The 25,385-nt window shown below is 57.7% G+C and carries 24 protein-coding genes; 18 read left to right on the top strand and 6 right to left on the bottom strand.

The genetic code is table 11. The features are described from left to right. Positions 1-42 precede the first annotated feature (42 nt). From H598_RS0107610 to H598_RS23655, 8 genes are all read left to right on the top strand, one after another. A complete protein-coding gene (locus H598_RS0107610; protein WP_051252561.1) occupies positions 43-927 on the top strand; it encodes an ABC transporter ATP-binding protein in 885 nt (294 codons plus the stop codon). Continuing rightward, a complete protein-coding gene (locus H598_RS0107605) occupies positions 924-1,907 on the top strand; it encodes an ABC transporter permease (protein ID WP_028112491.1) in 984 nt (327 codons plus the stop codon). Before H598_RS0107610 ends, H598_RS0107605 begins: the two co-directional genes overlap by 4 nt. Positions 1,908-2,234: 327 nt before the next feature. Continuing rightward, the gene (locus tag H598_RS25495) at positions 2,235-2,648 is read left to right on the top strand and encodes a glutaredoxin domain-containing protein (RefSeq protein WP_051252560.1); all 414 of its coding nucleotides are present in this window, start codon (positions 2,235-2,237) and stop codon (positions 2,646-2,648) included. Positions 2,649-2,748: 100 nt separating this feature from the next. After that, positions 2,749-4,095: a TolC family protein gene (locus H598_RS0107595; protein ID WP_028112490.1), complete on the top strand. Its 1,347-nt coding sequence runs from the start codon at positions 2,749-2,751 to the stop codon at positions 4,093-4,095. Beyond that, positions 4,092-5,237, top strand: coding sequence for an efflux RND transporter periplasmic adaptor subunit (locus H598_RS0107590; protein ID WP_028112489.1), 1,146 nt, complete (start codon positions 4,092-4,094; stop codon positions 5,235-5,237). Before H598_RS0107595 ends, H598_RS0107590 begins: the two co-directional genes overlap by 4 nt. After that, entirely contained in the window at positions 5,234-8,386 is a 3,153-nt protein-coding gene (locus H598_RS0107585; RefSeq protein ID WP_028112488.1) for an efflux RND transporter permease subunit, read from the top strand. Before H598_RS0107590 ends, H598_RS0107585 begins: the two co-directional genes overlap by 4 nt. Next, on the top strand, positions 8,367-9,035 hold the full coding sequence (locus H598_RS0107580; RefSeq protein WP_028112487.1) for a response regulator transcription factor: 669 nt from the start codon (positions 8,367-8,369) through the stop codon (positions 9,033-9,035). The genes H598_RS0107585 and H598_RS0107580 overlap by 20 nt, the downstream gene beginning before the upstream one ends. Next, positions 9,025-10,296, top strand: coding sequence for a sensor histidine kinase (locus H598_RS23655; protein WP_051252559.1), 1,272 nt, complete (start codon positions 9,025-9,027; stop codon positions 10,294-10,296). Before H598_RS0107580 ends, H598_RS23655 begins: the two co-directional genes overlap by 11 nt. Here the strand turns inward: H598_RS23655 and H598_RS0107570 are convergent. Continuing rightward, entirely contained in the window at positions 10,271-11,137 is an 867-nt protein-coding gene (locus H598_RS0107570) for a LysR family transcriptional regulator (RefSeq protein WP_051252558.1), read from the bottom strand. The genes H598_RS23655 and H598_RS0107570 overlap by 26 nt on opposite strands. 109 nt (positions 11,138-11,246) lie before the next feature. Here H598_RS0107570 and H598_RS0107565 point away from each other — a divergent pair, with 109 nt between their 5' ends. From H598_RS0107565 to H598_RS0107540, 5 genes are all read left to right on the top strand, one after another. Then, positions 11,247-12,308 (top strand): HlyD family secretion protein, encoded by a 1,062-nt coding sequence (locus tag H598_RS0107565; RefSeq protein WP_028112485.1) that lies wholly within the window; start codon positions 11,247-11,249, stop codon positions 12,306-12,308. Positions 12,309-12,319: 11 nt separating this feature from the next. Then, positions 12,320-13,297 (top strand): DUF2955 domain-containing protein, encoded by a 978-nt coding sequence (locus H598_RS0107560; RefSeq protein ID WP_169629235.1) that lies wholly within the window; start codon positions 12,320-12,322, stop codon positions 13,295-13,297. A 371-nt stretch (positions 13,298-13,668) separates the two neighbouring features. After that, positions 13,669-14,394 carry a basic amino acid ABC transporter substrate-binding protein gene (locus H598_RS0107550; protein WP_028112483.1) on the top strand — a complete coding sequence of 242 codons (726 nt, stop codon included), beginning with the start codon at positions 13,669-13,671 and terminating at the stop codon, positions 14,392-14,394. Between the two features lie 4 nt (positions 14,395-14,398). Then, positions 14,399-15,076, top strand: a complete 678-nt coding sequence (locus tag H598_RS0107545; protein WP_028112482.1) for an amino acid ABC transporter permease — start codon at positions 14,399-14,401, stop codon at positions 15,074-15,076. Beyond that, positions 15,069-15,794 (top strand): amino acid ABC transporter ATP-binding protein, encoded by a 726-nt coding sequence (locus H598_RS0107540; RefSeq protein ID WP_028112481.1) that lies wholly within the window; start codon positions 15,069-15,071, stop codon positions 15,792-15,794. Before H598_RS0107545 ends, H598_RS0107540 begins: the two co-directional genes overlap by 8 nt. Before the next feature lie 34 nt (positions 15,795-15,828). Here the strand turns inward: H598_RS0107540 and H598_RS0107535 are convergent, their stop codons facing one another. Together H598_RS0107535 and H598_RS0107530 are read right to left on the bottom strand one after the other, a co-directional pair. Next, a complete protein-coding gene (locus H598_RS0107535) occupies positions 15,829-16,650 on the bottom strand; it encodes an alpha/beta fold hydrolase (RefSeq protein WP_028112480.1) in 822 nt (273 codons plus the stop codon). Between the two features lie 127 nt (positions 16,651-16,777). Continuing rightward, positions 16,778-17,089, bottom strand: coding sequence for a YciI family protein (locus H598_RS0107530; protein ID WP_028112479.1), 312 nt, complete (start codon positions 17,087-17,089; stop codon positions 16,778-16,780). 146 nt (positions 17,090-17,235) lie between these two features. Here H598_RS0107530 and H598_RS0107525 point away from each other — a divergent pair, with 146 nt between their 5' ends. The 4 genes from H598_RS0107525 to H598_RS0107510 all read left to right on the top strand — a co-directional run bounded on the left by H598_RS0107525 (position 17,236) and on the right by H598_RS0107510 (position 21,509). Beyond that, positions 17,236-18,069, top strand: a complete 834-nt coding sequence (locus H598_RS0107525) for an AraC family transcriptional regulator (RefSeq protein WP_028112478.1) — start codon at positions 17,236-17,238, stop codon at positions 18,067-18,069. A 243-nt stretch (positions 18,070-18,312) separates the two neighbouring features. Further along, entirely contained in the window at positions 18,313-20,223 is a 1,911-nt protein-coding gene (locus H598_RS0107520) for a cache domain-containing protein (protein WP_028112477.1), read from the top strand. Positions 20,224-20,451: 228 nt separating this feature from the next. Next, a complete protein-coding gene (locus tag H598_RS0107515; protein WP_051252556.1) occupies positions 20,452-21,198 on the top strand; it encodes an AzlC family ABC transporter permease in 747 nt (248 codons plus the stop codon). Beyond that, positions 21,195-21,509, top strand: a complete 315-nt coding sequence (locus H598_RS0107510) for an AzlD domain-containing protein (RefSeq protein WP_028112475.1) — start codon at positions 21,195-21,197, stop codon at positions 21,507-21,509. Before H598_RS0107515 ends, H598_RS0107510 begins: the two co-directional genes overlap by 4 nt. 24 nt (positions 21,510-21,533) lie before the next feature. On the opposite strand, the gene H598_RS0107505 is transcribed toward H598_RS0107510, so the two are convergent. After that, positions 21,534-22,658, bottom strand: a complete 1,125-nt coding sequence (locus tag H598_RS0107505; RefSeq protein ID WP_028112474.1) for a YwqG family protein — start codon at positions 22,656-22,658, stop codon at positions 21,534-21,536. A 134-nt stretch (positions 22,659-22,792) separates the two neighbouring features. Further along, entirely contained in the window at positions 22,793-23,482 is a 690-nt protein-coding gene (locus tag H598_RS0107500; RefSeq protein WP_028112473.1) for a DJ-1/PfpI family protein, read from the bottom strand. A 236-nt stretch (positions 23,483-23,718) separates the two neighbouring features. Between H598_RS0107500 and H598_RS0107495 the strand changes: the two genes are divergently transcribed. Next, a complete protein-coding gene (locus H598_RS0107495) occupies positions 23,719-24,252 on the top strand; it encodes a TetR/AcrR family transcriptional regulator (RefSeq protein ID WP_028112472.1) in 534 nt (177 codons plus the stop codon). A gap of 24 nt (positions 24,253-24,276) precedes the next feature. Here the strand turns inward: H598_RS0107495 and H598_RS0107490 are convergent, their stop codons facing one another. Beyond that, positions 24,277-25,119, bottom strand: coding sequence for a hypothetical protein (locus tag H598_RS0107490; protein WP_028112471.1), 843 nt, complete (start codon positions 25,117-25,119; stop codon positions 24,277-24,279). Positions 25,120-25,385: the final 266 nt, after the last annotated feature.

Raw genomic sequence — 25,385 nt, 5'->3', positions numbered from 1 at the left:
ACAATGAGCCATTGAATTGCATTTAGGTAAAAGGGCATTCCGTTGAGCACCCTGATACATGCCCAGGCTTTGAGCAAACGCTACGGCGACAAATTGGCAGTAGACCACATCGATCTGGCCATCGAACAAGGCAGCTGCTTCGGACTACTGGGCCCCAATGGCGCCGGTAAGTCCACCACCCTGGAGATGCTGGAAGGCATCACCCCGCCGGACTCGGGCACCATCCTGTTTAATGGCCAGCCTCTGAGCCGGGCGTACCAGCACGCCATCGGCATTCAGTTTCAATCCACCGCCCTGCCCGACTACCTGAGCGTGCGTGACTGCCTGAAACTGTTTGCCAGCTTCTACCCCAAGCCGGTAGCGCTGGAGCCATTGCTGGAGCAGTGTCAGCTCACCGAGGTAGCGGATCAGCTGCATTTCCACCTGTCCGGAGGCCAACGTCAGCGACTGCTGCTGGCCATGAGTCTGGTCAACGACCCGCAATTGCTGTTTCTCGATGAACCCACAACCGGCCTGGATCCCAATGCCCGCCAGGCGTTTTGGGCCCTGCTGCAGAAAGTCAAAGCCCAGGGCAAAACCATCTTGATGACCACCCACTACATGGAGGAAGCGGAGCAACTTTGCGATCGCATTGCCATCATGGATCGGGGGCAGATCATCGCCGAACAGAGCCCACTGGCTTTGATTGAGGATCACTTCTTTCCCCACCTGGTGTCGCTGCCTTCGGATCGCCGTTTGCCGGAACCGCCCGCCGCAGAAATTCGAGTCCATCGCCAGGGGCCGCAGTTGTTGCTGGAGTGCAGAGACACCGACGGGGTGCTGAAATGGCTCAGTGGCGCCGGGGTATCGCTGCAAGGACTCAATATTCGTCAGCCCAACCTGGAAGACCTTTTCTTGAAACTCACCGGGAGCACGTTGCAGTCATGAACGCCCTGCTAGCATTGATTCACGCACGAAACCTGGAGTTTGGGCGGGACAAATCCGCCCTCGGCTGGTCGCTGCTGTTTCCTCTGGTGTTGGTCATCGCCCTTACCCTGGTGTTTGATGACAACGACAAGCCTCTTTATCAGATCGGCGTCGTCGGTCCGGCCAGCACCGTCTCGGCGCTGCGGGATCTGCGCCACATTGAGCTGATTCCCTACGCCGACAGTGCATTAGCTAAACACAAGGTGGCCCGCCACCTGGTGGATCTCGCCATCGAAGGCGACCATTACTGGGTCAACCCCGATTCTGCCCGGGGCTACATCGTCGAACAGCTGTTGCTGGCCCGGGCGCCCCATTTGACCAAACAAACGATTCAGGGCCAGGCCGTGCGTCATGTCGAGTGGTTGCTGCCGGGCATCATCGGCATGAACATGATGTTTTCCGCCCTCTATGGCGTCGGCTACGTCGTGGTCCGCTATCGGCGCACCGGCGTGCTCAGGCGGATGCAGGTCACCCCACTCAAACCCTGGCAGTTTCTGACGTCGCAACTGCTTAGCCGGCTCGGCACCATCGTCGCCACCTCGGCGGTGGTGTTTACCCTGGTGTGCCTGCTGTTCTCGATCCCCATCGTTGGTAATCCGTTGCTGCTGCTGCTCACCACCACCCTGGGATCGGCGGCGATGATCAGCCTCGGTCTGCTGGTGGCCAGCAAAACCCGCTCCGAGGAGTTCAGTAATGGCATGTTGAACCTGTTCTCCTGGCCGATGATGCTGCTGTCCGGAATCTGGTTCAGCCTCGAGGGTAGCCAGCCCTGGGTTCGGGCCCTGGCCGATCTGCTGCCACTGACGCACATGAATGACGCCAACCGGGCGGTGATCATCGACGGCGCCGGCCTCGGAGCCATCGCCCATCACTTGTGGCCACTGGCGCTGTTTACCCTGCTGGCAATGGCGCTGGCCAGTTGGCGCTTCCGCTGGAACTGACCCCCTAATCCACAGCGGGAGAGCTCGTCTCTCCCGCGCCGCAGCCGCATCTGCCATCTCCCACCCACAGACTGGAACATCACTTACAATCGCTGTCCTTTGTCTCGCCCTCCTGCCCCATTGACGTTCCCGCTGCCGGTGATAGCTTGAACACAGCCAGCCATGGCAAAGAACTAATATTGAAAAGGATTTTCAAATGAAGCATTCAGGAACCGGTCACATTTACCGCCCTTACGCCCGCCATTATGGTTCGGTGCTCCCCCTCCTGAACACCACACCGCCCACCACCTGCTGCGCCACGCAATCAGCCACGGCATGAGAGTCGCCATGAAATCATCCCTGCTTCATTACGCAAAAGAGAGTGCCAGCCTGGTGCTGATGGTGGTCATCGGTCTGGGGATCGGCATCGGCGCCAAAGCCGGCTGGGATCGCTACCAGCGCGGCCCCGAATTTATCATTACCGATACCAGTGCCCATTTTAAGGACGTTAACGCCCCTATTGTGGTTTACACCACCCAATGGTGCCCCTACTGTAAGCAAACCAAGGAGTATTTGACCGCTAACGGCATTGGATTTTTGGAACGGGATGTCGAGGCCGGCAACGCCACCACCGATGCGCTGTACGCCTCACTGGACTCCAGCGGCGTACCCAAGATTGTGGTCGGCGACATGATCATCAACGGCTTCAACCGCCCCCTGTTGCAACGGCAACTTCAGAAACACCACCTGCTCAGGCAGTAACACGCACCGCATCGGTGGCCGCATCAACGGCCCTGTTAACCCTGATTTAACCCCGGCGGCCGTACAGTCGAAACCCTAATCATCAATTGGGTTTCAGACCATGAAGTTCTCCACCCTGTGGCTGACGCTGATTGTCGCCGGCTTAAGTGGCTGTCAGGCCCTGTCGCCAAAGGATCATCGCCCGTCGATGGATGCGGCCATCGCCAGCCAGTCACACTGGAATTCGCTCCCACAAGGCCAGGCCAGCACCAGCCTCTATGAACTGGTTCCGCTGCCGCAACTGACCCCACTGATTCAAACCAGCCTCAGTAACAACCCGGACCTGGCTCAGACCCGGTTGACGCTGTCGATTCTCTACGCCAACCGCCGCCAGAGCCTCGGCGCCAGGTTGCCGACGGTGGACTTGAATCTGCAGGGCCAGGACCAGGAGTCTGCCGATACCAGTTATCAAGCCGGCATCACCGTCGGCTGGGAACTGGATATCTGGGGCAAGTTGACAGACGCCGATGCCGCCGCCCGTCTCGACAGCGCCGCCGGTGCTGCCGACCTCCAGGGCGCTCGGGATCTGCTGGCCGCAAACGTAATACGAGGCTACCTGCAACTGGCACTGCAGCAGCAGTTAATGAATGTCGAACGACGGCGCCTAACGGTGCTTGAGCAAAACGAGGCGCTGATCTTAAGTCGTTACGCTCGAGGGCTGGGCAGTCTCTATGAGCTGGACAACGCCCGCAGCAACACCGCCGCCAGCCGGGCCACGCTGACCACCGTCGGTGAACAGCTGGCCCAGGCCCAACGTAACCTGCGTCAACTGCTCGGTGACCGGGATGCAGACCTGCCCACCCCGGAGGCGTTTCCCGATGTGATGCTCCCTCTGGCCAAGTTTCCAGAACAGGACCTGGGGCGCCGTCCCGATCTGATCAGTGCCTACCTCGGCACCCAAGCCGCCAGCAAGCGGGCTTCGGTGGCGTACAAGTCCATGCTGCCGTCGTTGAGCATCAGTGCCACCCTGGCTGATCAGGGCGCCAACCTGTCCGATTCTCTGTTCGCCAGCCCGGTATGGTCTCTGCTCGGGCAGTTGACCGCCCCCCTCTATCGCGGTGGCCAATTAAAAGCCGCCGCCGACATTGCCGAGCTGACCGCTGAACAACAGTACTGGTCTTACCGCTCCACCCTGCTCGATGCCGTACTGGAAGTGGACGCCGCCCTCAGCAAAGAGCGGCAGCTTACCCTCAGCCAGCAGCATCTTGCCGATGCCGTTACCAGTGCCAAACGCAGCAGTGCCAGCTACCAACAGCGCTACCGCCAGGGGTTGGTAACCATGCAGGATTTGCTCAGCATTCAACAACAACAGTTTGATCGCGAAAGTCAGTGGATCACTGAAACCTATAACCGTTTGGTCAACCGAGTAGACCTCGGGCTGGCCCTGGGACTCGGAGTCCAATCATGAAAACAAAACCCGTTACCCTGATCGCCACCTTGATTGGCGCCGCCTCCATCGCTGGCGCCCTGGCGTTCAACAGCACGCCTTCCGATGCCCTGTTGGCGGAACCCTCCGAATCTCCGGTGCTGGTGCCTGATGTGAGCATCACACTGATTCAGCCACAAACGGCCCAAAGCAAGGTCATCGGTTTTGGCGAAGTCCGGGCACATCATCAACTTAGCCTGTCGGCCCAGGTCAGTGGCCAGTTAATGCTCTTGGAAGACGCGCTTGCCAGTGGCAACCGGGTCCGGGCCGGCCAGCTGTTGGCGCAACTGGACGACAGCGACTATCGACAAGCCCTGGCCGCGGCAGAAAAACAGCTGGCAGACGCCGAACTGGCGCTGCTGGAGGAACAGCGCCAGGTCGAGCAGGCCAAGCAGGAGTGGCAGAACTCTGGATTAAAAGGCCAGCCGGATTCGCCATTGGTACTGCGGCAACCGCAATTGAAAGCGGCCCAGGCCAGCGTCAGCCAGGCTCAGTCTTCCGTGGTCGTCGCTCGCCGTGACCTCGAACGAACGCGCATCAGGGCGCCGTTCGACGCCATCGTCGTCGACCGAAACGTCGAACCGGGCAGCCGAGTTCAGGCCGGGGATGTGGTCGCCACCCTGTACAGTACCGATCGGGTGGAAATCCGCCTGCCACTGTCAGAGTCTCAATGGCACAACCTGCCTGTTCAGACACCGAAGAACTGGTCTGTCACCCTCACCAGCGTCGACGGCCAAAGTCAGTGGCAAGGCCGGGTCATTCGTCGCGAGCAACACTACAACAGCGACGATCGCCAACGTTCCCTCATCGTCGCCGTGGACCATCCGCTGGATCAAACGGTTCCCCTGTTAACCGGTACCTTTGTTCAAGCCGCCATCCCCGGTCGTCAACTGCGCAATGTATGGCAGGTCCCCAGCACCGCACTGACCACTCAGGGCCAGATATGGCTGGTTCAGAAAGACAATACACTGCGGCCCCTTGATGCACAGGTTTTGTTTCATCAGGAGGATCTTAGCTATCTGAAAGCCACCTCAGGTCCAGATTCGGTCAAGGTCGTGTCCCGCCCCGTCAATCGCTACCTGAGTGGTATGAGAGTCAATCCGGTTGAGGAGACGTCACTGTGAATCAACCGTCCAGAGGAATCATCGCCTGGTTCGCCTGCAACCCGGTCGCCGCCAACCTGTTGCTCATTGGCATCATTGCCCTGGGGCTGCTGTCACTGACCCAGATTCGTAAAGAGGCGTTCCCGCCGCGCAACCCGGATCGCGTCACCATCAGTGTCAACTACGACAGTGGCGAAGCCGAACAAGCCGAAGAAGGCATCGCCATCAAGGTCGAGGACGCATTGGAAACGCTAGAGGGGATCAAGCGCATCACCTCGACCTCGACGGCCACAGGTAGCACCGTCGTGGTAGAAAAGCGTTCTGACTATGACCTCGATGCTCTGCTCGCCGACATCAAAATCAAAGTCGACGCCATCTACAATTTTCCGGTCGATGCGGAGAAACCGGTGATCGACAAGCAGCGCATGGAGGAACACGCGCTGTGGATAAATTTGTATGGTGAAACCAATCGCTCGGTGTTGCAGCCCCTGACAGAGCAGCTCAGAAAAGAGCTGTTGGCTCAGCCCGCCATTACCAACCTGAAACTCAGTGGCAAAGCAGAGCCGATGCTGGCGATCAACATCGATGAAACCAAGCTCAAGGCCTACGGCCTGTCATTCAGCGACGTCGCCGACGTCGTCAATGCCGAGTCGGGAACCGCCTTTGGCAGCAGTCTCAGAAATCCAAACAAATTGATCCGTCTGAAAGGGGTCGATCAGGCCTATCACAAGGCAGAGTTCGCCGCCCTGCCTCTGCTGACATCCCGCCAGGGCACCTTAGTGACCTTGGGCCAGGTGGCCACCATCGAAGAGACCTATGAAGAGGATCCGTTGGTGCTGTCCCGCTTCAATGGCGTCAACGCGTTGGGCATTCAATTGGTCATGGATGATCGAAGCGACATCTATAACGTGGTCGCCCAGGCCAAACAGGTTATCGAAACCTGGCGCAACTCCGGCCGGCTACCGGCCAATGTCTCCGTAACAACCTGGTACGATCAAAGCTCCATCATCAAAGACCGGTTAAATTTGCTGGTCGACAATGCCCTGACCGGCATCTTCCTGGTGTTCGTCATTCTGGCGCTGTTCCTCAATCTTCGGGTGGCCGTCTGGGTCGCGGCCGGATTGCCATTCGTGTTTTTCGGCACCGTGTATTTCATGTCCGATGCCTGGATGGGCATGACCATCAATGAGATGACCACCTTTGGCTTTATCATGGCACTGGGTATCGTCGTTGATGATGCGGTGGTGGTCGGCGAAAGCATCTACACCGAGCGCCGACAACACGGCGACACCGTCAGCAACACCATCAGCGGCACCCTTAACGTCGCTGTGCCCACCCTGTTCGGTGTGCTGACCACGGTGGCGGCCTTTGTCGCCATCGCCAACGTGTCTGGCGATCTGGGCCAAATCTACGCCCAGTTTGCCACCGTGGTTACCATCTGCCTGTTGTTGTCGATGGTCGAATCCAAGCTGATTCTGCCCTGTCACCTCGCCCACCTAAACACTCAAAAACACCGCCCTCGTGGCATTCTCGGCATCTGGTCTCATATTCAGAATGGCGCAGATTCCGGCCTGCAGTGGTTCATCCGCCACCTCTATACGCCGCTGATTCGCCAGACCATGAAACTCAAATACGCCATCGTGCTGGGGTTCATCGCCCTGTTCATTCTGGTCATCGGTTTGCCACTCAATGGCCGCGTCAAGGTGGCGTTTTTCCCGGAAATTCCCGGAGAAACGGTCTCTGCCAACATCAGCATGGAGCCCGATGCCGGTTATGGCGTGCTGGCGAACAACCTGTTGAATCTGCAACACGCCGCCCAGGAGGCCGACCGGCAGTTGAGCCAGCAAGCGTCTGCCACTACCGGCATCGCACACCTGCAACTGGTGGCAGAAGCCGATGACAGTGGCAGCATCACGGTTGAACTGCGTAACGATGCCCCCTACTCGTCGCCTCAATTCCGCCAAACCTGGCAGGCATTAAGCGGCCTGCCGGAAGGCACCAGAAAGCTGAAGTTCCTTTCAAGCTTTGAGATGGTAGACAGTTTCAAGATGGAGCTTCGTTCCCCGGATCATGCCAGCCTGAGACAGGCGGGCGCCGAAGTTCGACAACTCCTCTCCACCATCAAGGGGGTCAGTGGCATCGACGACAACCTCAACGAAAGTCAGTCTCAGCTGCGCTTTCGCGTCAATGCTCAGGGGTTGGCGATGGGACTGACCTCGTCAGACCTGTCCCGGCAACTGCTTCAAACCTTCGGCGGCGAAATCGTGCAGCGATTCCAGCTGTCCAGGGATGAGGTTAAAGTGCGCATCCGCTACCCCAGGGAACAGCGCCAAAGCCTCAGTGATCTGCACAATGCGTTTGTGCGAACCCCATCCGGTTCTCGAGTGCCGTTAAGCACCGTGGCCACCATTACCAGCGAGCAACAGCTAACAGAAAAAACCCGCATCGACGGCCTCAGTGCCGCGTACCTGACCGCGGTGGTCGATAAGAGCATCATCAGCCCAGAAGCGCTGGTGGCTCAGGTCAACCAAACCCTGGTGCCCAAGTTGCAAACCCAGTTTCCGCAATTGAAAGTGCACTTTGCCGGTGAAGCGGAGCAACAAGCGGAGAGCACCGACTCCATGAGTCAGATGTTCTTGCTGGCGTTATTGGCCATCTACGCCCTGTTGGCCATTCCGCTGAAATCCTACGTGCAGCCACTGCTGATCATGACCGCCATCCCCTTCGGCATCACCGGGGCCATTCTCGGGCACCTGGTGAACGATCTGACCATCAGCATTCTGTCCCTGAACGGCATCCTGGCGTTGTCCGGCGTAGTGGTAAATGACAGCTTGCTGTTGGTGTCTCGCTATAACGAATTACGCCGCGATGGCGTCGAGATTCATGCTGCCATTGAGCAAGCCTGCACCGGACGCCTGCGGGCAGTGATGCTGACCTCGGTGACCACCTTTGCCGGGTTGGCCCCGCTGTTGGGAGAAACCTCCATGCAAGCCCAGTTTTTGATCCCGGCCGCCGCCTCATTGGGCTATGGTATTCTGTTCGCCACCATGATCACTCTGATTTTAATTCCCGCGCTGCTGGCAATACAGGAAGAGTGCAAACGGGTCCTGATGTTGGGCCAACAACGCCTGCTAGGCAGAGAGCAAACCCATGCAATTGCTGTTGATTGAGGACAACCTGGATTTGGCCACCTCCATCGTCGAGTATTTGGAGTTGGAGGGCATTGGCTGCGATCATGCTACCAACGGCATTCAGGCACTGGCGCTGTGCAGCCAGCACCGGTTCGATGCGTTGATACTGGATCTGAACCTACCGAAACTGGATGGCTTGAGCGTGTGTCAACGCCTGCGGCAAGAGGGCAATGACACGCCGGTATTGATGCTGACGGCCCGAGACAGCCTGCAGGACAAGCTGGCCGGGTTTGAAGCCGGCACCGATGATTATCTGGTCAAACCCTTCGCCATCGAAGAGTTGCTGGTCAGGGTGTATGCCCTGGCCAAGCGCCGAAGTGGTCAGGCTCGTCGCCTGACCCGCGGTCCGCTGTGCCTTAACCTCGATACCCGGGAAACCACCCTCAACCACGCCCCCATCCGGCTGTCCCCCACCGGCCTCAAGCTGTTGGAAGTGTTGATGCGCGCCGCCCCCAATCCGGTCAGCCGCATCGAACTCTCTGACAAAGTCTGGGGAGACAACCCACCCGACAGCAACAGCCTGAAAGTGCACATGCATAAGCTACGAAAGGCACTGGGACAAAACGAGCATCTGCTGGAGACCATCGCCGGATTTGGCTTCTGCCTGAAGGTAACTCATGAAGATTAGAGAGAGTATTCACCGCCGAGTGGTGGCCACCGTTATTGTGTTGGCGACGCTGATGGGATTAAGCCTGACCTGGCTCAGTGGCAAAGCCTTCTTCGACGGTATGGATACCATCATGGTCGGATCGATGATCGAAGCCGCGCACTCCACCGAGGTGGCCGATGGCCGTCCAACCAGTCTGATGAACTTTCATGTTGCCAGTCGCTGGCAAGACATGCCTGAGCCCATTCAGCGCCACTTAGACCAACCCATCGAGCCTCTGGAATTGCTGATCAATGTGGACGGTTTACCCCTATTGGAAGATCCCGGTGATGGCTATTTCGCGACCATGGTGATCTTGGCCGATGGTTCAACCCGATACGTTTCCAGAGAGTTTCACGAGTACGACAAACCCAACTATGAGATGAAACGCATCGACCCGCTGCTCATCACCATCGTGTCGGCCATCATCATTCTGGTGCTGTTCATGACATTGATGAAACTCAGCCTCAAGCGAGTGGCGCAACCGGTAGAACGCTTAGGACAATGGGCCGCCAGTCTCGATCAGCAGTCCATTCAACACGAACCGCCGGACTTTCAGTTCATGGAGCTAAATCGTCTGGCTGGGCTCATCCGTACCAGCCTGACCACCATTCATCAAAACGTCGAGCGAAAGCGGGAGTTTCTGCAGAACGCCAGCCATGAACTGCGGACACCGATATCGGTATTGAGAACGTCGTCATCACTGCTACGAAAAATCAGTCCCGACGCCACACCAAAACAGAGTGCCGTACTGGAGCGTATCGAACGCGCCAGCATCACCATGAGCGATCTCACCCACACGCTGCTGTGGCTGGAAAGAGAGTCCACCGAGGCCCTTCCCTGCGCCGATCTTGCTCTGGACCAGCTGATTCAACAATTAGCCGACGAATTGGCGTACCTGCTGAAAGGTAAACAGGTCGAGGTACAACTGACCACCCAATCCGGCACCTGGAAGCTGCCGGAAACCGTCTGTCGCATCATTATCACCAACCTGATTCGCAACGCCTTTCAACACACCGCTTCGGGTCAAATATGGATTGTGCAGCACGGTCTTGATGTGACCATCACCAACCCCGACTCGGAGGTGTATGACAAAGAACTGGGGTTTGGTCTGGGACTCAAGCTGGTTGATCGGCTGGTCGAGCAGTATGGCTGGCAGTGTGACCGTACCGAAGCCAACCAGTTGCACCGGACTCAGATTCGATTTACCGGCCCAATCACGACTGCTGATTCAGCTGGATAAAGGTATCCCGGATCAGATCAATCATCTTACGGGTTTTCTCCGGCAGAAAGGCGCGGGAGGAGTAAATCAGGCTCAATCCCATCTCCATGGCCGAACGCTCCCCAAACAGGCGCTCCAGTTGAAACTCAGACTGGGTGCGCCGCACAAACACCTCCGGCAGCAGACCGATGCCCATGCCCTGGACTGTCAGTTGTTGCACGATATGCAGATCGTCCGAACGCAGACGAAAATTCAGATCCTGCTGCAACGCCGCGGCGATATGGCGACTGGCGATCAACGAGTGCTGCTTGAGCTCGCCCTCGTCCTGAGGGCGGCCATGTTGTCGCAGATACGCCGGCGAGGCCGCCCAACAACAGGGGAACGGCAATAAGGTCTGGCGGACGTAATCGAGATTGATCACCTCAGAATCTGACGGCAACAGCTGAATGTCGATGTTTTGTCGCTGCAAATCGACGCTTTGTTGGTGATAGAACACCTCCAGGTTCACCTGGGGAAACCCCTCGATGTACTGTTGCATCATCGAAATAAAGGTTGGCGACGACGCTACTGCCGCCGGCACCGCCAGTCTCAGTGGTCCCTCCATCTGCATGCGACGTTGCTGCAATCGGCCCATGGCCGTATTGAGGGTATTCAGCGACGCCTGGGTCTGTTCAAACAACATGCGGCCGTTTTCGGTCAGCTCGATATGGCGGGTGGTGCGAATCAACAACTGACACCCCATTGCCTTCTCCAGCTCCTGCAGTCGCCGACTGACCCTTGAACGGGGCATTCCCGCCGCTTTGGCGGCGGCGCTGATCCCCTGGTGGCGAACGGTCATCACAAACAGATTTAAATCATCCAACGCACTCATTATTGTCCCACTAATAGGTCGCATGAGCACCATTATGCTCTCTATTTGCAACCAATAACAATCTCTATACTTGCCCTCCCTTTGTTCGACTGGATCCGTTATGCCCGCCCTGGATGCCGTTTTTAAGCGCTGGACCATCAGCCTGATTGCCATTTTTATTGTTGTTGCCCTGTATGTGATCGTCGCCGATCGCTTTGCGCCGGTTACCACCGAAGGTCGAATTCAAGGTCAGGTGGTGCAGTTGGCGACCGAGGTGTCGGCCACGGTCGCAGCCGTACACGTTGCCAACAACGATCGCGTCGAGGCGGGACAATTGCTGTTCTCTCTGGATGACCGTCGTTTCAAGCTGGCACTGAACCAGGCTGAACTGACGCTGCAGCAGGCTCGAGAACAGCAACAGGTCCTCAAGGCTCAGATTCAGGCGGCTCAGGCACAACTGGCCCGCAGTCAGGCCAATTTCGCCCATGCTTCAAAGGAGTACAACCGCACCCGCAAGATGGGGGAACAGCAACTGGTATCACAGTCGGTGCTGGATAAAAGCCGCACCGAGGTGCTGGCTACCGAAGCCGACCGGGACATGGCCCGGCAACAACTCAACACCTTGAAAGTCCAGCTGGTCAATGGCAGCACTGCGGCGGTGGCTCTGGCTGAAAATGCGCTTAAGCAAGCACGCCTGAACCTCAGCTACACTCAGATTCGGGCCCCGGAGGCCGGCACCGTCTCCAACCTGCAACTGGTCTCCGGCAGCTACGCCAATGCCCATCAACCCTTGCTGTCGTTTGTGCCCGCCAACTCGCTGTGGATCAGTGCCGATTTCCGAGAAAAGGCCTTGGCCGCAATGCCCGACGATGCTCGGGCATTAGTGGCCTACGATGCCCTCCCCGGCGAGGTGTTTTCCGTCTCCGTCGGCAGTCGCGACGTGGGGGTGGCCCAGGCACAGCAGGTCGCCAACGGCACCCTGGCCAGCATTCAAGTCAGCAACCGCTGGGTCAGAGACTCACAGCGGGTTCGTCTTAACCTAACCCCGAATCGCGCGCTGCCGGCGCAGCTGTTTATCGGCTCCCGAGCGTCCATTGCCCTCTACCCGCAAGAGGACAGCCTCTGGAGTGCGGTGGCCCAATTGCAGATCACCCTGATCAGCCTGCTGCACTTCATCTACTGATGGCCGCATTGATGCTCAAACGGTTGTGGCTGGGGGCCTGCCTGGCGTTTGCCCTGTGCACGCTGACCAGCTGGCGCTATGGCGCCATGTTCACGCCGCTGTTTTCGATAGTGTTGCTGTCACGACTGAACCAGTGGCACGGCCTGGTAGCCCGGCAACTCATTCAGTCCATCGTCACCGCCTGCCTGATCGCCAATCTGATTCTGGGGTTTCTGCAACCGTTTCCACTGCTCATGCTGACTGCTGTCGCCCTGTGGATGGCAATCAACTGCTTCAGCATGACCCATCCAGGCAGCTTCATGTTGGGCTTCGTCAACCTGGTGGTCGGCTCGATTCTGCTTAATGTCGGCAGTTTCGACGGCTTCGACCTGCTGGACTTTAGCCTGGACCTGGTGGCCTCGGCATTGGCGGCAATCGCCGTCACCGCGCTGATGTTTCTGCTGTTCCCCGGCCAGGCCGCACCCCAGGCAACCGCCAGCGAGCCGCCGGCAAGCGCCACCCTGCTGCACAACCTCACACTCAGCTGGTGGATGGTGATGCTGCTGTTTGTAGCCTTTCAACTGCTGAATCTGAGCGATAGCCTGTCCGCTCAAGCCGCTGCCGTGATACTGCTGACCCCGATGAACCTCACCGGCAGTGCCATCGCCACTCGAGCGCGCATCGTCGGAACCGTCATCGGCTGCAGCGCCGCGTTGTCTCTGCAGCTGCTGCTGTTTTCCTACATCGACAACCTTGCCCTTTATCTGTTGGGCTTCAGCCTGTTTCTGGGACCGTTCGCCTACTGGGTCTGTCAGGGTGGTGAGTCCAGTGCCATCGGGTTTGCCGGTATCTCATCGCTGGTGGTACTGATGTCTGGCGTCACGCCTGGCCAGCAAGATCTGTTTTTTGCCACCCTGTATCGGTTCAATTCGACCCTGGCATTGGTGATTATGACCGCCCTCGCCTTCGCCCTGCTGCACCGCTGGCGCCCCCTTTCCGCCCCGACCTAAAGATGACCGGTTCCGGACGCTGGGGCAGTGTGATCTGGCTATGGAAAACCGGCTGTGGCAGACCTGTGTTTCCGCATCTCGCCACCACGGCTCAAGATGAATAAAAATTCATCAACGCGGATTTCGCCCGCCATGGTATTCCCGCGCATAATCACGTTACTCATCCTGGCCAACACTGGCCGCACAACCACCAACATCGCGTGATCAAGGTCACTAAAACTTCAAAAAATGTAAACGACGGGTTAAGATCGAACGTTATCCCGATGCCACCAAATAATTATTTATTCAATTTTTTCGCATAACTATTGACTGAAAATTTCTCTCTGTTTATAGTCGCTGCCAATGACGTTTTTCGATACAGAGAGTGCCCCATGAAAAAGACCCTGGCCGCCCTGAGCCTGACCCTGATCGCCCTCACCGGCTGCAATAAAAAAGACGACGTACTGGTGGTTGGTACCAACGCTGCCTTTCCACCGTTTGAGTACATTGGCGGTGCCAGTGGTGATGAAATCAAGGGTTTTGATATCGACATCGTCAAGCAGATTGCCGAAGACAGCGGCAAAACCCTCAAAGTGGAAAACATGAAGTTCGACTCGCTGATCGTGGCACTGAATGCCGGTAAGATCGATATGATCGCCGCCGGCATGACCATCACCCCGGAGCGTCAGGCCAGTGTCGCCTTCTCCGACCCCTACTACGAAGCCACTCAGGTGGTGATCACCCAGAAGCAGGACGATCAGATCCACACCATCGAAGACCTCAAGGGCAAGCACTTTGCGGTGCAACTGGGATCCACCGGCGACATCATGGCCAAGACCTTTACCGAGCAGGTCACCGCCTTTAACACTGGCTTTGAAGCCTTGATGGAACTGAAAAACGGCAAGGTGGACCTGGTGCTGTTTGACAGCGAACCGGCAGCCAACCACCTGCAGAAAAACCCCAACCTGAAACTGCAAAAGCTGGACTTTGATCCTGAGTACTATGGCATTGCCGTGTCCAAGGACAACCCGGAGCTGCTTAAGCAGGTCAACGCCAGCCTCGACGCCATGAAAAGCAACGGCAACTACGACGCTCTGATCACCAAATACATGAAGTAAGTCGATGCAAGCAGTCATAGATTCTCTGTTTACCCCCATCGGCAGCGATGGGCTGATCGGCGGCCTGTTGATCCTCAACGGCCTGAAGGTCACGCTGATGGTGACCTTGTTCGCCATCATCCTCGGCGCCGTGCTCGGGGTGGGGACCACCCTGATGAAGATGTCGGGAAAATGGTACCTGACCTGGCCGGCCAACCTGTACGTGGGCATCATTCGGGGTACCCCGGTGGTGATTCAGCTGGTGATCCTGTACTTCATCGTGTTGTCGTCACTGGACGTGGATAAGATCAGCGCCGCCATCATCGCCTTTGGCCTCAACAGCGGCGCCTACATCTCCGAGATCATTCGCGCCGGCATTCAGGCGGTGGACAAAGGCCAGATGGAGGCGGCTCGCTCGCTGGGGTTGTCCCATGGCCAGACCATGAAAGAGGTGATTCTGCCGCAGGCACTGAAAAATATTCTGCCGGCGCTGGGCAATGAATTCATCGTTTTGCTGAAGGAAACCGCAGTCATTGGCTTCATCGGCGGCGTGGATCTGATGCGGGCCGGCGAGATCATTCGCAGCCGAACCTTTGAAGATGTGGTGCCGCTGTTTACCTGTGCCCTGATCTACCTGATGCTGACCTACACCTTCACCTTTATGTTGTCCCGGTTCGAAAAGAGGCTGAAACAAAGTGATTAAAATTAGAAACCTACGTAAGAGCTATGGCGAGAACGAGGTCTTAACCGGGATCAGTGAGCACATCAAGGCCGGCGAAGTGGTCAGCGTGATTGGCCCCAGTGGCAGCGGTAAAAGCACCTTTTTGCGCTGCATTAACCTGCTGGAACAACCCAGCAGCGGTGACATTGTCATTGAAGGCGAATCCATCACCGCCCCGGGGGCCTGCGTCGACAAACTGCGGCAAAACGTGGGTATGGTGTTTCAGAACTTCAACCTGTTTCCCCACAAAACCGTGCGCCAGAACATCACCCTGGCGCCGGTAAAACTGGGAGTGATGAATCCGCAACAGGCCGATGACGAAGCGGGTAAACTGCTGGCGCTGGTGGGACTGGCCGATAAAGCCGACGTCTACCCTTCCAGCCTCTCCGGTGGTCAGAAACAACGAGTGGCCATCGCCCGGGCACTGGCGATGAAACCGGACATGATGCTGTTCGATGAGCCGACGTCAGCCCTGGATCCGGAGATGGTGGGCGACGTACTGGACGTAATGAAATCCCTGGCCGAACAGGGAATGACCATGGTGATTGTCACCCACGAGATGGGCTTCGCCCGCGAGGTTTCCGATCGGGTGATCTTCATCGACGGCGGTGAAATCGTGGAGAGCAGCGAACCCAAAGCGCTGTTTGACAGCCCGCAACACCCCAGGACTCAAGCCTTTTTAAGTAAGGTGCTGCGCTAATCGGCAACCGCCCCTGGCCTGAGCCAGGGGTTCGTTAACCGCGCCGAATCGCCTGTTGCAGAAACGCGCTCAGGGCCTCATTAACAAAACCGGGATTCTCCAGCGTTGAGATATGTCCGGCATCGGGGATCTCTTTCAGCACACTGGCGCTGATCTCATCTTGCATCAGATAGCTCTCCAGCACCGAACGGGCCTTATCCTGCTGGCCGGTGAGGATCAGTACTGGCAGGGTCAGCTTTGGCAACTGCTCAACCAGATCCCGGCGACCGAAGATCATCCGTCCCAGGGCGACAATTCCCGCAACCCGCTCCGGCGCCAGTCCCAGCAACGCGGCGTTAAACCCCTCGGCCAACTGCGGGTTGTTCTGCTGCACGTCATTGGCAAAAAACAACGGCACGATCTGCTCTGCCATCGGTGCCGGCACGCCGCCGGTTTGCTCTATCATCCGCAACATACCGAAGTACTTCTGGTGGGTCACTTCCGGCTCCAGGCCGACGAAAGTGTTCATCAGCACCAGCGCCTGGACCCGAGCCGGGGCCTTCAGGGCTAACTCGGTACCCCACATGCCCCCCACCGACAACCCCACCACAGCAAAGGATTCAATCTGCAGTGCATCCATCAATGCCAGCATGGTGTCCGCCACGCCAGCCAAGTTGCGACACCCTTGCGGACGAGGGCCGGACTGGCCATGATCCCAAAGGTCTGGAACGATGCAGCGGTAGTGCTGACTGAGCGCTTCAATCTGTGGAGCCCACATGGCGCTGTCCCACAAATAGCTGTGGCCAAACAGCAGCACCGGCCCCTGACCGACGTCCAAATAGGCCAATCTGCTGCCCTGAATCTCTATGCTGTGCATCGTTTCTATCCTGTCGAAAACTAAATGTGACACCAAAGCCGACTACTTTACCCCATTTACAGAATCCACTTCATCATCTAAATGAATCACTTACGCAGCCTTGGCTCGGTAAAGGCGCCACAGCAAGCTAGGGCAACTGCTCTGACCACAACGCCACTCGAAACGGCAGCAACTCCATGCGCATCACCGCTTCGCTGACCACAGGATCCGCCAGCATCAACGCCCGGGCCTGGGCCTCGTTGGCGGCCTTTAGGATCACCAGCCCCTGCGCCCGTTCATCGGCCACCAGGGTTCGACCCGCCATCAGCACACTGCCCTGCTCGGACAACTCGCTCAGATAGTGAAAGTGCGCGTCGATGGCAGCCGCTTCTTGAGGTGTGGGCCCCTGGGCCAACATGTCAGTTCGAATCGGGGTTAGTTGGCAGAGAAACTGTTCCATGATGAATTGATACTCCCTTATAGTGCGGCCATTGCGCCGATGTCATCAGCTTAGCGGCCCCGGCGCGTTCAAAAAAGGGCAATTTTGTCCAAACCCTGGCGGCGGTGTTTTAGTATGATGCTCCCTCCCCTTTCATCAGGAGCCTCATGGCAACGACAGAACAGGCCGATTACCAGTACGCCAACGAGCTTGGCGGGGTAGAACTGCTGCGCGCCCGTTACCACCGACAGAACTTTTCTCGTCATAGCCATGAGGGCTACACCGTCGGCGTTATCGATACCGGAGCTCAGCGTTTCTATCGCAGCGGCGGCGATCACATCGCCCCCCAGCACAGCATCATTTTGGTGAATGCCGATGATGTGCACAACGGCTGCGCCGCCACCGAAGGGGGTTGGTCCTACCGGGCCATGTACCCGCGGCCCGAGCAGTTTGAACAGCTCAACCTGGAGTTGGGGCGAAGCGCCGATGCCCCCTACTTCAGCGAGCCGGTGGTGCACGACTTGGCCCTGGCCCGGCAACTCACCCTGACGTTCGACACCCTCAGCCACTCTGACAATCCGCTGCTGCGGGAATCGCTGATGTTCTCGTCATTGATTCGACTGATGACCCGTCATGGTGGCCAGAGGCCGGTTTCCCTGACCCGGGCCCGACCGCAACTGTTGAAGGTTAAGCAATTCCTCGATCAGCAATGCGATGCCGATGTCTCCCTGCAGCAATTGGCCGACTACGTCGGGTTAAGCCCGTTTCATCTGCTGCGCCAGTTTCAGCGCGAGTTCGGACTGGCCCCCCACGCTTATCAGATTCAGGCGCGGGTTCGGCTGGCCAAACGGCTCATCCGCCAGGGATTGCCTCTGCTTCAGGTGGCCCAGGAATGCGGCTTTTACGACCAAAGCCACCTGAGCCGTCACTTCAAAAAAGCCATCGGGCTGCCGCCCGGTCGCTACGCCAGGGAGATGGGCAAAGCTCGGCGGATAAAGTGAAATTTTGCTCCGCTACCGGCGCGATTTTGCGCTGAACCCGGCCCTTTACCCGGCTCTGTGACCCCCCTTATAGAATTGGCACTTGCTCCAACAGCACCATCAAAACGCGCCTTTGTTCTCACATCATTTTCAATCACTTGAGTAACCTAATCCCATGACTTGCGCGCTTTTGCGGCCCACCGCAAAAGTCGGTAGAGCGACCGCGACAGCGGCCATCGCCCTACCCTAAAAACGGAGAAACTCGTGGTGAAAAAACCCAACATTGGTAACCGCATCGTGATCGGCATCTGTGCCATGCTGGTGGTGGTAATGGCGGTGGTGATTCCGCTGGTACTGTCTCAACTGTCCAAGGTGATCGACAACGCCGAAGAGCGGGAGTTAACCAAGCTGTTTGAAACCGCCAGCGCCCAGATCGACGCCTCAGGCAAGTTGGCCGAAGCCCTGGCGACCGTGGTGGCGCGCACGCCAGAGATTCAGTCGGCGTTTGCCAGCCGCGATCGTGACGGCCTGCTCAACCGTACCCTGCCGGTGTTCAACAAGATGAAATCCGACTTTGCCGTGCGTCAGTTCCAGTTTCATGCCGCCCCTGCCACTTCGTTCCTGCGAGTGCACAAACCGGCCAAGTTCGGCGATGACCTGTCCTCTTTCCGGCAAACCGTGGTCCAGACCAACCGCGATCAGCAACCGATTCGTGGCCTGGAAAAAGGGGTGGCCGGCATCGGCATTCGCGGCGTGGTCCCCGTGGCATACCAGCAACAACCCATCGGCTCGGTGGAATTTGGCATCTCTTTCGGCCAGGCCTTCTTCGATGAATTTAAACAGGCTTACCAGGTAGAGATCGCCCTGTATACCCAACAAGATTCCCAGTTCAGCGCCTTCGGTTCGACCCTCAATGGCCAGATGCTGTCGTCGGCCGAGGTGCTGCAACAGGCCATTAGCGGTCAGCCCAGCACCGAGCAAGTGCTGCTCAACGACCGGCCTTACGCCGTGTACCGCCACGCAGTGAACGATTTCTCCGGGCGTCCCATCGGGGTACTGGAAATTGCCATGGACCGAAGCCACAACGCCGCGGCGCTGGCCGACGTTCGCAACCGGGTACTGTTAACCGGACTGATGGCACTGATTCTGGGCGCCGGCATCGCCTGGGGCATTGGCCGCGGGATCTCCCGTCCCATCGTCGAAACCACCCACACCATGAACAACATCGCCGAAGGCGACGGCGATCTGACCCTGCGTCTGGACGACTCCGGCAGCGACGAGTTGGCGGATCTGGCCCGCGCCTTTAACCGCTTTGCGATAAAGGTACACCACACCATCTCACAAGTGGCTGGTGCCAGTGATCAACTGGCCAGTTCTGCCGAGCAGATGGCGTCGATCACCGATGGCGCCCGGGTAGGCATGGAGCGGCAACAGCAGGAAACCGAGCAGGCGGCCACCGCCATGAACCAGATGAGTGCCACGGTTCAGGAAGTGGCCCAGAATGCCACCCTGGCCGCCGATGCCGCCCAAAAGGCCAATGATTCGACTGCCGAGGGCAAGCAGGTGGTGGACGCGGTATCAGGATCCATCAATCAACTGGCACAGGAGATTGAGCAAGCCTCGCAGGTGATCAGTCAACTGGAAACCGAAACCAGCCACATCGACAGCGTGCTGGAGGTGATTCGCAACATTGCCGATCAGACCAACCTGCTGGCCCTCAACGCCGCCATCGAAGCGGCTCGGGCCGGAGAGCAGGGGCGCGGCTTTGCGGTCGTGGCCGACGAGGTTCGTACCCTGGCCAGCCGCACCCAAGCGTCAACCCAGGAGATTCAGCAGATGATTGAGCAGCTGCAGGCGGGCTCCGCCAAGGCGGTCAACGTCATGCAGCGCAGCAAATCCACCACGGCAGCCTGCGTAGACCAGGCCGACAACGCCGATGTGGCCCTCGATGGCATTAATCAGGCGGTTAACCGCATCACCGAGATGAACATGCAGATCGCCAGCGCCGCCAATGAACAATCGGCGGTATCGGCGGAGATCAATCAAAACGTCAACAACATCAACGATATTGTTGCCGAAACCACCGAAGGGGCTGCCCAGGCCGCCGCCTCCGGAGAGCATCTGGCCCAGCTGTCGGTGCAGCTGCAACATCAGATTGGCCAATTCAAGCTTTGACCCTCTGGCCCACCGCTTAGGCGGTGGGCCCCTCCTCCTTGGCAATTGCCGCCGTTAGCCAGCGCCAACCTGTGAACAGGGGCCGCCCCGTTACCTCCTACCACTGCGATTGCCGCACTTCAGAGTGCGGACGCCGAACATCCAGGCCTGCGCAATATCGTCCAATCTTCGCCGCCGGCATTGACCTACTCTGAGCCTTCGTACTTGCTCAGTTCCACGGAGACCTTAATGCCTCACACCGATTGCCCCGCTGGCCCATCACAACTGCCCAGAAGGACCGCGCTGATGCGGGGGGCCCTCGCCATGCTTCCGCTGACCCTGGCGGTGATTCCCTGGGGCTTTCTGGCCGGCTCGGCCGCCATTGAGGCCGGCCTGTCCCCGCTTCAGAGTCAGGCCATGTCAGCGGTGGTGTTTGCCGGGGCTGCCCAAATCGCCGCCATCGGCATGATCAAAGCCGGCGTCGGCCTGGGCAGTCTATTGCTGACCACCGCCCTGATCACCAGCCGACATTTACTGTACGCCATGGCGATGCGACCGGCCGTGGCACCGTTACCCATTGGCTGGCGAGCCTCATTGGGGTTTCTGCTGACCGATGAACTGTTTGCCATTGCCCACCCAGGCAAACAGGCTCGCTTCGACCCCTGGTATGCGTTGGGAGGCGGACTCAGTTTCTATCTCGGTTGGAACTTGTCGACCTTTGGCGGCATTGTGCTTGGCCGTTCCGTCGAACAGCTGGACCAACTGGGGCTGGATTTTGCCATTGCCGCCACCTTCATCGCCCTGGTGGTGCCCACGGTTCGCAATTGGCCAGTGCTGTTGTGCACCGTCACTTCGGCCGCACTGGCGGTATTCTCTGCGCTGATGCATTGGCAAACTGGCTTACTGATCGCGGCGTTAGGGGGGATGGCGGTGGGGGCGCTGTCCGAGTCCTGGCTGTCAGCCCGTCAAACCAACAAAGAGGCAGTATCATCATGATAACTCTGACTCTGCTGACCATGGCGCTGCTGGTGTTTGCCAGTCGCTACCTGCTATTGGATCCGCGGCTGCCGCTGAGGCTGGGGACTGCCAGCCAACGCTGGCTTGGATACAGTGCTCCAGCAGTCATGACGGCTCTGGCAGCCCCCATTGTGTTTGTTGCGGACTCAAGTCTGAATCTGACTGTGGCTAACCCCTACCTCGGCTGCGCGCTGCTGGTGGTGGTAACGGCCCGGCTGACCGCTAACACCCTGCTCTCGGTGGTGATCGGCATGGGAACCTTTTTCAGCTGGACCCAGTGGCTGAGCTAACGGTCAGTGACAGTGCCGCTGTAGTCAGTCGCAGTAGAAGGTATGGGTCAGCGCCCGCCAGTCGGTGTCGTTGCCGGCCAGTGCCGACTCGGGCAGGCTCAACAAGCTGCTTCCATGTTCCGTATGAAGCACCTGAAACAGCGGCACATGCCCCTTGGGCAACCACTGGGCGTCATACTGGCTCAGCTGAGGCATCAAGCCGCTGTCATAACTGCCTCTCTCCCGGTCAAGCTCCTCGGACGAAGGCCGAGTGTTCACAGGGAGTGTTGACAACACATGGTCGAGGCACTCACCGGTCGGCAGTTGCTGATAGGGGCGCCATTGCAGAGCCTGGGCCTGGATTTCCATCCCGATGCTCAGGCTCAGTGCCTGCAGCCGATACTCAGGGATAACACGCCAACCGGTGGCATCGGCAGGTACCCGGGGCCAGTACAGTGCCACTGACTTGCCACTGGGCATCTCATCCAATTGTTCATCCGGTTGCTCCAGATACACTTGCAGCAGCCCCTGAGTAGGTAGACGACGCGCCCAGCCTCGGTTCTGCAGCTCCTCGAAGTTCAGCTGCAATGCCAAAACCAGTTTCGGATTGGCCACCAACTCCGCCGGCAGCGTCTTCTGCGGCAACCAGGCGGCCCCACCCCAATGACTCTGCCAGGGATGTATCCGCGGCTGTGAGGCCTGCCAGAATCCGGTTTTTAGCTCGGAAAACTGTGACTTGAGCGCATCGATACGTCGACGGGATGCCAGTGCCTTAAGGTATTTTTGGGCGTAATAATCGCTGCTGGCCACCTCATCGTCGACCCCCTGACGGGCCTCCATGGCGGCCAGAATCATCAGGTAAGGCGCAGCGCGGTATTGTTTGTCGAGAAGTTCGGCGCCACTGTCGGTCGGCTCAGGATACAGCTCGCCGAGCTGGCCACGCACGTCACGGCATCGAAAAGGATCGGCGCCACGCTGCAGTAGCCACTGAATGGCCAGGGTGCTGGGTGCCGGCTTGGCCATGATCAGTTGCAACGCCGTTCTGCCCTGGGGGTCGCAGTCATCGATGGTCGCCCCTTGCTGCAGCCAAGCCGACAAGGTCTCAGCCAGCTCAACAAACTGAACATCGTTTTTGACCTTTTTGAAACACTGAAACCAGGTATCAGCCATACTCTTTCCATACTAATCAGTTAATTACGCATGATTGTAGGCAGGAGCAAATCCGAAAAGAAAGGCCGTCGGCGCCGGTTGATTACAAACTGAGCCGTTTTAACAGTTCGGTGACCGCAAACTCCGACAAATCACTAATCAAACAACACTTTAGCCATATCATTTACCTGAGCTTGGATGGCTTGCCTTAAGGCCAGCGGCGCCTGGCGGGGATCGCCGCTGGCAAACGGCGGCTGCGGATCGTACTCGAGCAATAACTCCATCGCCGCCCCCTCGGCGGGCCCGCCTAGCTCACCGATCAAGTACAGCGCGAAATCCAGGCCAGCAGTAATGCCGCCGCCACTGATTCGATTGCAGTCATGCACCAGGCGCCTGTCGTCATGAATCACCTTGGGAAATCGCTTCAGAGCCTCGGAATACGCCCAGTGCACCGTAGTCCGGTACCCGTCTAGCAGACCGGTCTGCGCCAAAATGAGCGAACCGGTGCAGACCGAGGTCACGTATTGGGCTCTCTGACCCAATTGACGCAATACCGACTGCACCCCGGGATCCTGCATCTGGGTTTCGGGATTGGCGCCTCCAGGCACCATCAACACATCCACTTCAGGCAGGTTGGCAAAGTCATATTGAGGAATCAGCATTACGCCGGCATCGCAAGGCAGCGGCGCACTGGTCGCGGCAAAGGTAAACACGTTAACCAGGTCGCTTAACGCCAACACTTGCAATGGCGCGTAGGCATCGATCATGGTCATTCCGGGGAATAAAAAGATACCAACATTCACCGGGTTGGCTGGGGTGTTAAGGCGTTCAGAAGTGGGGGCCATAGGAAGATCCTGACAGTAAAAAACGGCCCCAATATGACAAGCACCACGGTTTCATCACAGGCACACCCCCTTCACCTAGGTTCCAAACGGAACCATTTCCCTAAAGCGTTCCGATTTTATTGGCAATTGGCTCTGAGCACTTGCCAGGCCGCACCAGACCATTACTCTGTGCCTACACCCAATTGCCTGGCCAGTTCATGCTTACCCCTCCCAATCGAAGTAAAAAGCGAATCCTAATGGCATTTCAATCCCTGCTACGCCACCGGGATTACTGTGATATTACGGTTGCCGACCTCATCGAGCAGGCCAACGTCGGTAAGACCACCTTCTACCGCCATTACTCGCGAAAACTCGATGTGTTTGTGGAGTTGCATCAACAGGTGTTTTCAAGGCTGTTGGAGGCGTATGCAACGCCAGAGCAATGGCTGAATAGCCACCCGCCACCGGCGCTGGTGTCTATGCTTGAAATCATCAACCACGACAGTGGCTTCAGACGCTCCCTCCCCTACCAGCTCGGCAACGATTGGAATCAAGCGTCAAAGTTGTTGAAAGGCGACCTGGCGAAACAGATTGCCAGAAAACTGACCGTAGCGTTCAAAACACAGCGGTTTGATATTGAGATTACTGAGCTCTCCGGCACCCTTGCCGCTCTGATAATCGAGGTGCTGGCCCAGGTAGTGGAAGGCCCGAAGCGATCTTCGGTTAACGATAAAGCCGCCACCCTGCAGCGACTGATTCAGGCTCTGGTGCGCGCCGCCATCACTCCGTGAAGCTGCGCCCATGTTCTGCAACCGTCAGTCCGCCAGCAGGGAGATAAAGATACGCTCTGAATCCCATAACTCGATGATCTTTCTGGTTTTGCTTCGATTCCAAAAGCACTTGCCATACAAAATCAACCCCGCGCCTTCCACATCACGCCGGTCGGTGATGCCGAAACGGCTGAGGATCGCCTTCTGATAACGAATGATGGGGATGCCGACATCGTCGCAGTCTGACGGATTCAACCAATTGAGATCCGCATCACTGTGAGAGATGGTTCCCCAAAACATCTTCGGTTTTGCATCGGCAGCAGACGCTTGCGGCTCGGCGTCGGCAAAATTCACGAACAGGTTCTTGGCTTTGAAATTGAAACGGCCGTCCAGCTGAATCACCGTATTCGAGCTGTCCAAGCCACTGCCACGCATCAAACTGGCCAGCGCCTTTTCCATGCCGAGAGTGGCCGTTTTGGCTGTGCGGTTCGCGGTAGTCGAGGATGAACGTCGACCGGTTTTTGCCTGAGTTGCCGAGTCGGCGGTCTTTGCGCTGGGCTTGGCTTTGACGACCACCGGGCTGAAATCAAATACAACCTCACCGGCTTTAGCCAGAATCTGACTTACTTCCTGGGCCTGCTGCTCTTCCCGGCTGCCCTGCTCCGACGAACGGCCCTCATCGCACTCCGTGATGTGATAGCGGGAACCAAAACAAGCCGCCTTGCCATCAACGCTGGCGCGGCGATAATAGGCCTTGCCGTTACAGTCGGGATTCGGACACTGAAGATGTTGCCGCTTCAACTCAATGACAGCCGGATCCAGCTTCTGAAAATCAAAGATGTTGTAAGTACGCACCTCGCCGCCATGGGTACAGACCGCATCCAGCATGACCGCCTCCTCATTCTGGTGTTAACTCATTGATGACAGTCGCAACATTCTATCAGAACCCCAAAAACAATCCCCTCCCCTTATCCAGACACCCATTTTAGTAAACACGGTCACTGCACAATCCCAGGTCCTCATCTCTTATCTAGACACCCAGCTCATTTCATCAATCCCTTACGTAGACAGCCATTCGATTTCTCTTACCAGCTAATCCAGGCATCCTTTAAAAAACGCTCTCCTCATCGACTACACTCAACTCTTACCCTCTT

The sequence above is a fragment of the Ferrimonas kyonanensis DSM 18153 genome (genome assembly GCF_000425405.1).
Taxonomy (GTDB): Bacteria; Pseudomonadota; Gammaproteobacteria; order Enterobacterales; family Shewanellaceae; genus Ferrimonas; species Ferrimonas kyonanensis.
This window is presented reverse-complemented; position numbering and strand designations above follow the sequence as displayed.

What these genes read in the sequence shown, in the direction of transcription:
- H598_RS0107605 (WP_028112491.1), top strand. Translation starts at nt 924, where the DNA reads ATGAACGCCCTGCTAGCATTGATTCACGCACGAAACCTGGAGTTTGGG.
- H598_RS25495 (WP_051252560.1), top strand. Translation starts at nt 2,235, where the DNA reads ATGAAATCATCCCTGCTTCATTACGCAAAAGAGAGTGCCAGCCTGGTG.
- H598_RS0107595 (WP_028112490.1), top strand. Translation starts at nt 2,749, where the DNA reads ATGAAGTTCTCCACCCTGTGGCTGACGCTGATTGTCGCCGGCTTAAGT.
- H598_RS0107590 (WP_028112489.1), top strand. Translation starts at nt 4,092, where the DNA reads ATGAAAACAAAACCCGTTACCCTGATCGCCACCTTGATTGGCGCCGCC.
- H598_RS0107580 (WP_028112487.1), top strand. Translation starts at nt 8,367, where the DNA reads ATGCAATTGCTGTTGATTGAGGACAACCTGGATTTGGCCACCTCCATC.
- H598_RS23655 (WP_051252559.1), top strand. Translation starts at nt 9,025, where the DNA reads ATGAAGATTAGAGAGAGTATTCACCGCCGAGTGGTGGCCACCGTTATT.
- H598_RS0107565 (WP_028112485.1), top strand. Translation starts at nt 11,247, where the DNA reads ATGCCCGCCCTGGATGCCGTTTTTAAGCGCTGGACCATCAGCCTGATT.
- H598_RS0107560 (WP_169629235.1), top strand. Translation starts at nt 12,320, where the DNA reads ATGCTCAAACGGTTGTGGCTGGGGGCCTGCCTGGCGTTTGCCCTGTGC.
- H598_RS0107550 (WP_028112483.1), top strand. Translation starts at nt 13,669, where the DNA reads ATGAAAAAGACCCTGGCCGCCCTGAGCCTGACCCTGATCGCCCTCACC.
- H598_RS0107545 (WP_028112482.1), top strand. Translation starts at nt 14,399, where the DNA reads ATGCAAGCAGTCATAGATTCTCTGTTTACCCCCATCGGCAGCGATGGG.
- H598_RS0107535 (WP_028112480.1), bottom strand. Translation starts at nt 16,650, where the DNA reads ATGCACAGCATAGAGATTCAGGGCAGCAGATTGGCCTATTTGGACGTC.
- H598_RS0107530 (WP_028112479.1), bottom strand. Translation starts at nt 17,089, where the DNA reads ATGGAACAGTTTCTCTGCCAACTAACCCCGATTCGAACTGACATGTTG.
- H598_RS0107525 (WP_028112478.1), top strand. Translation starts at nt 17,236, where the DNA reads ATGGCAACGACAGAACAGGCCGATTACCAGTACGCCAACGAGCTTGGC.
- H598_RS0107515 (WP_051252556.1), top strand. Translation starts at nt 20,452, where the DNA reads ATGCCTCACACCGATTGCCCCGCTGGCCCATCACAACTGCCCAGAAGG.
- H598_RS0107510 (WP_028112475.1), top strand. Translation starts at nt 21,195, where the DNA reads ATGATAACTCTGACTCTGCTGACCATGGCGCTGCTGGTGTTTGCCAGT.
- H598_RS0107505 (WP_028112474.1), bottom strand. Translation starts at nt 22,658, where the DNA reads ATGGCTGATACCTGGTTTCAGTGTTTCAAAAAGGTCAAAAACGATGTT.
- H598_RS0107500 (WP_028112473.1), bottom strand. Translation starts at nt 23,482, where the DNA reads ATGGCCCCCACTTCTGAACGCCTTAACACCCCAGCCAACCCGGTGAAT.
- H598_RS0107495 (WP_028112472.1), top strand. Translation starts at nt 23,719, where the DNA reads ATGGCATTTCAATCCCTGCTACGCCACCGGGATTACTGTGATATTACG.
- H598_RS0107490 (WP_028112471.1), bottom strand. Translation starts at nt 25,119, where the DNA reads ATGCTGGATGCGGTCTGTACCCATGGCGGCGAGGTGCGTACTTACAAC.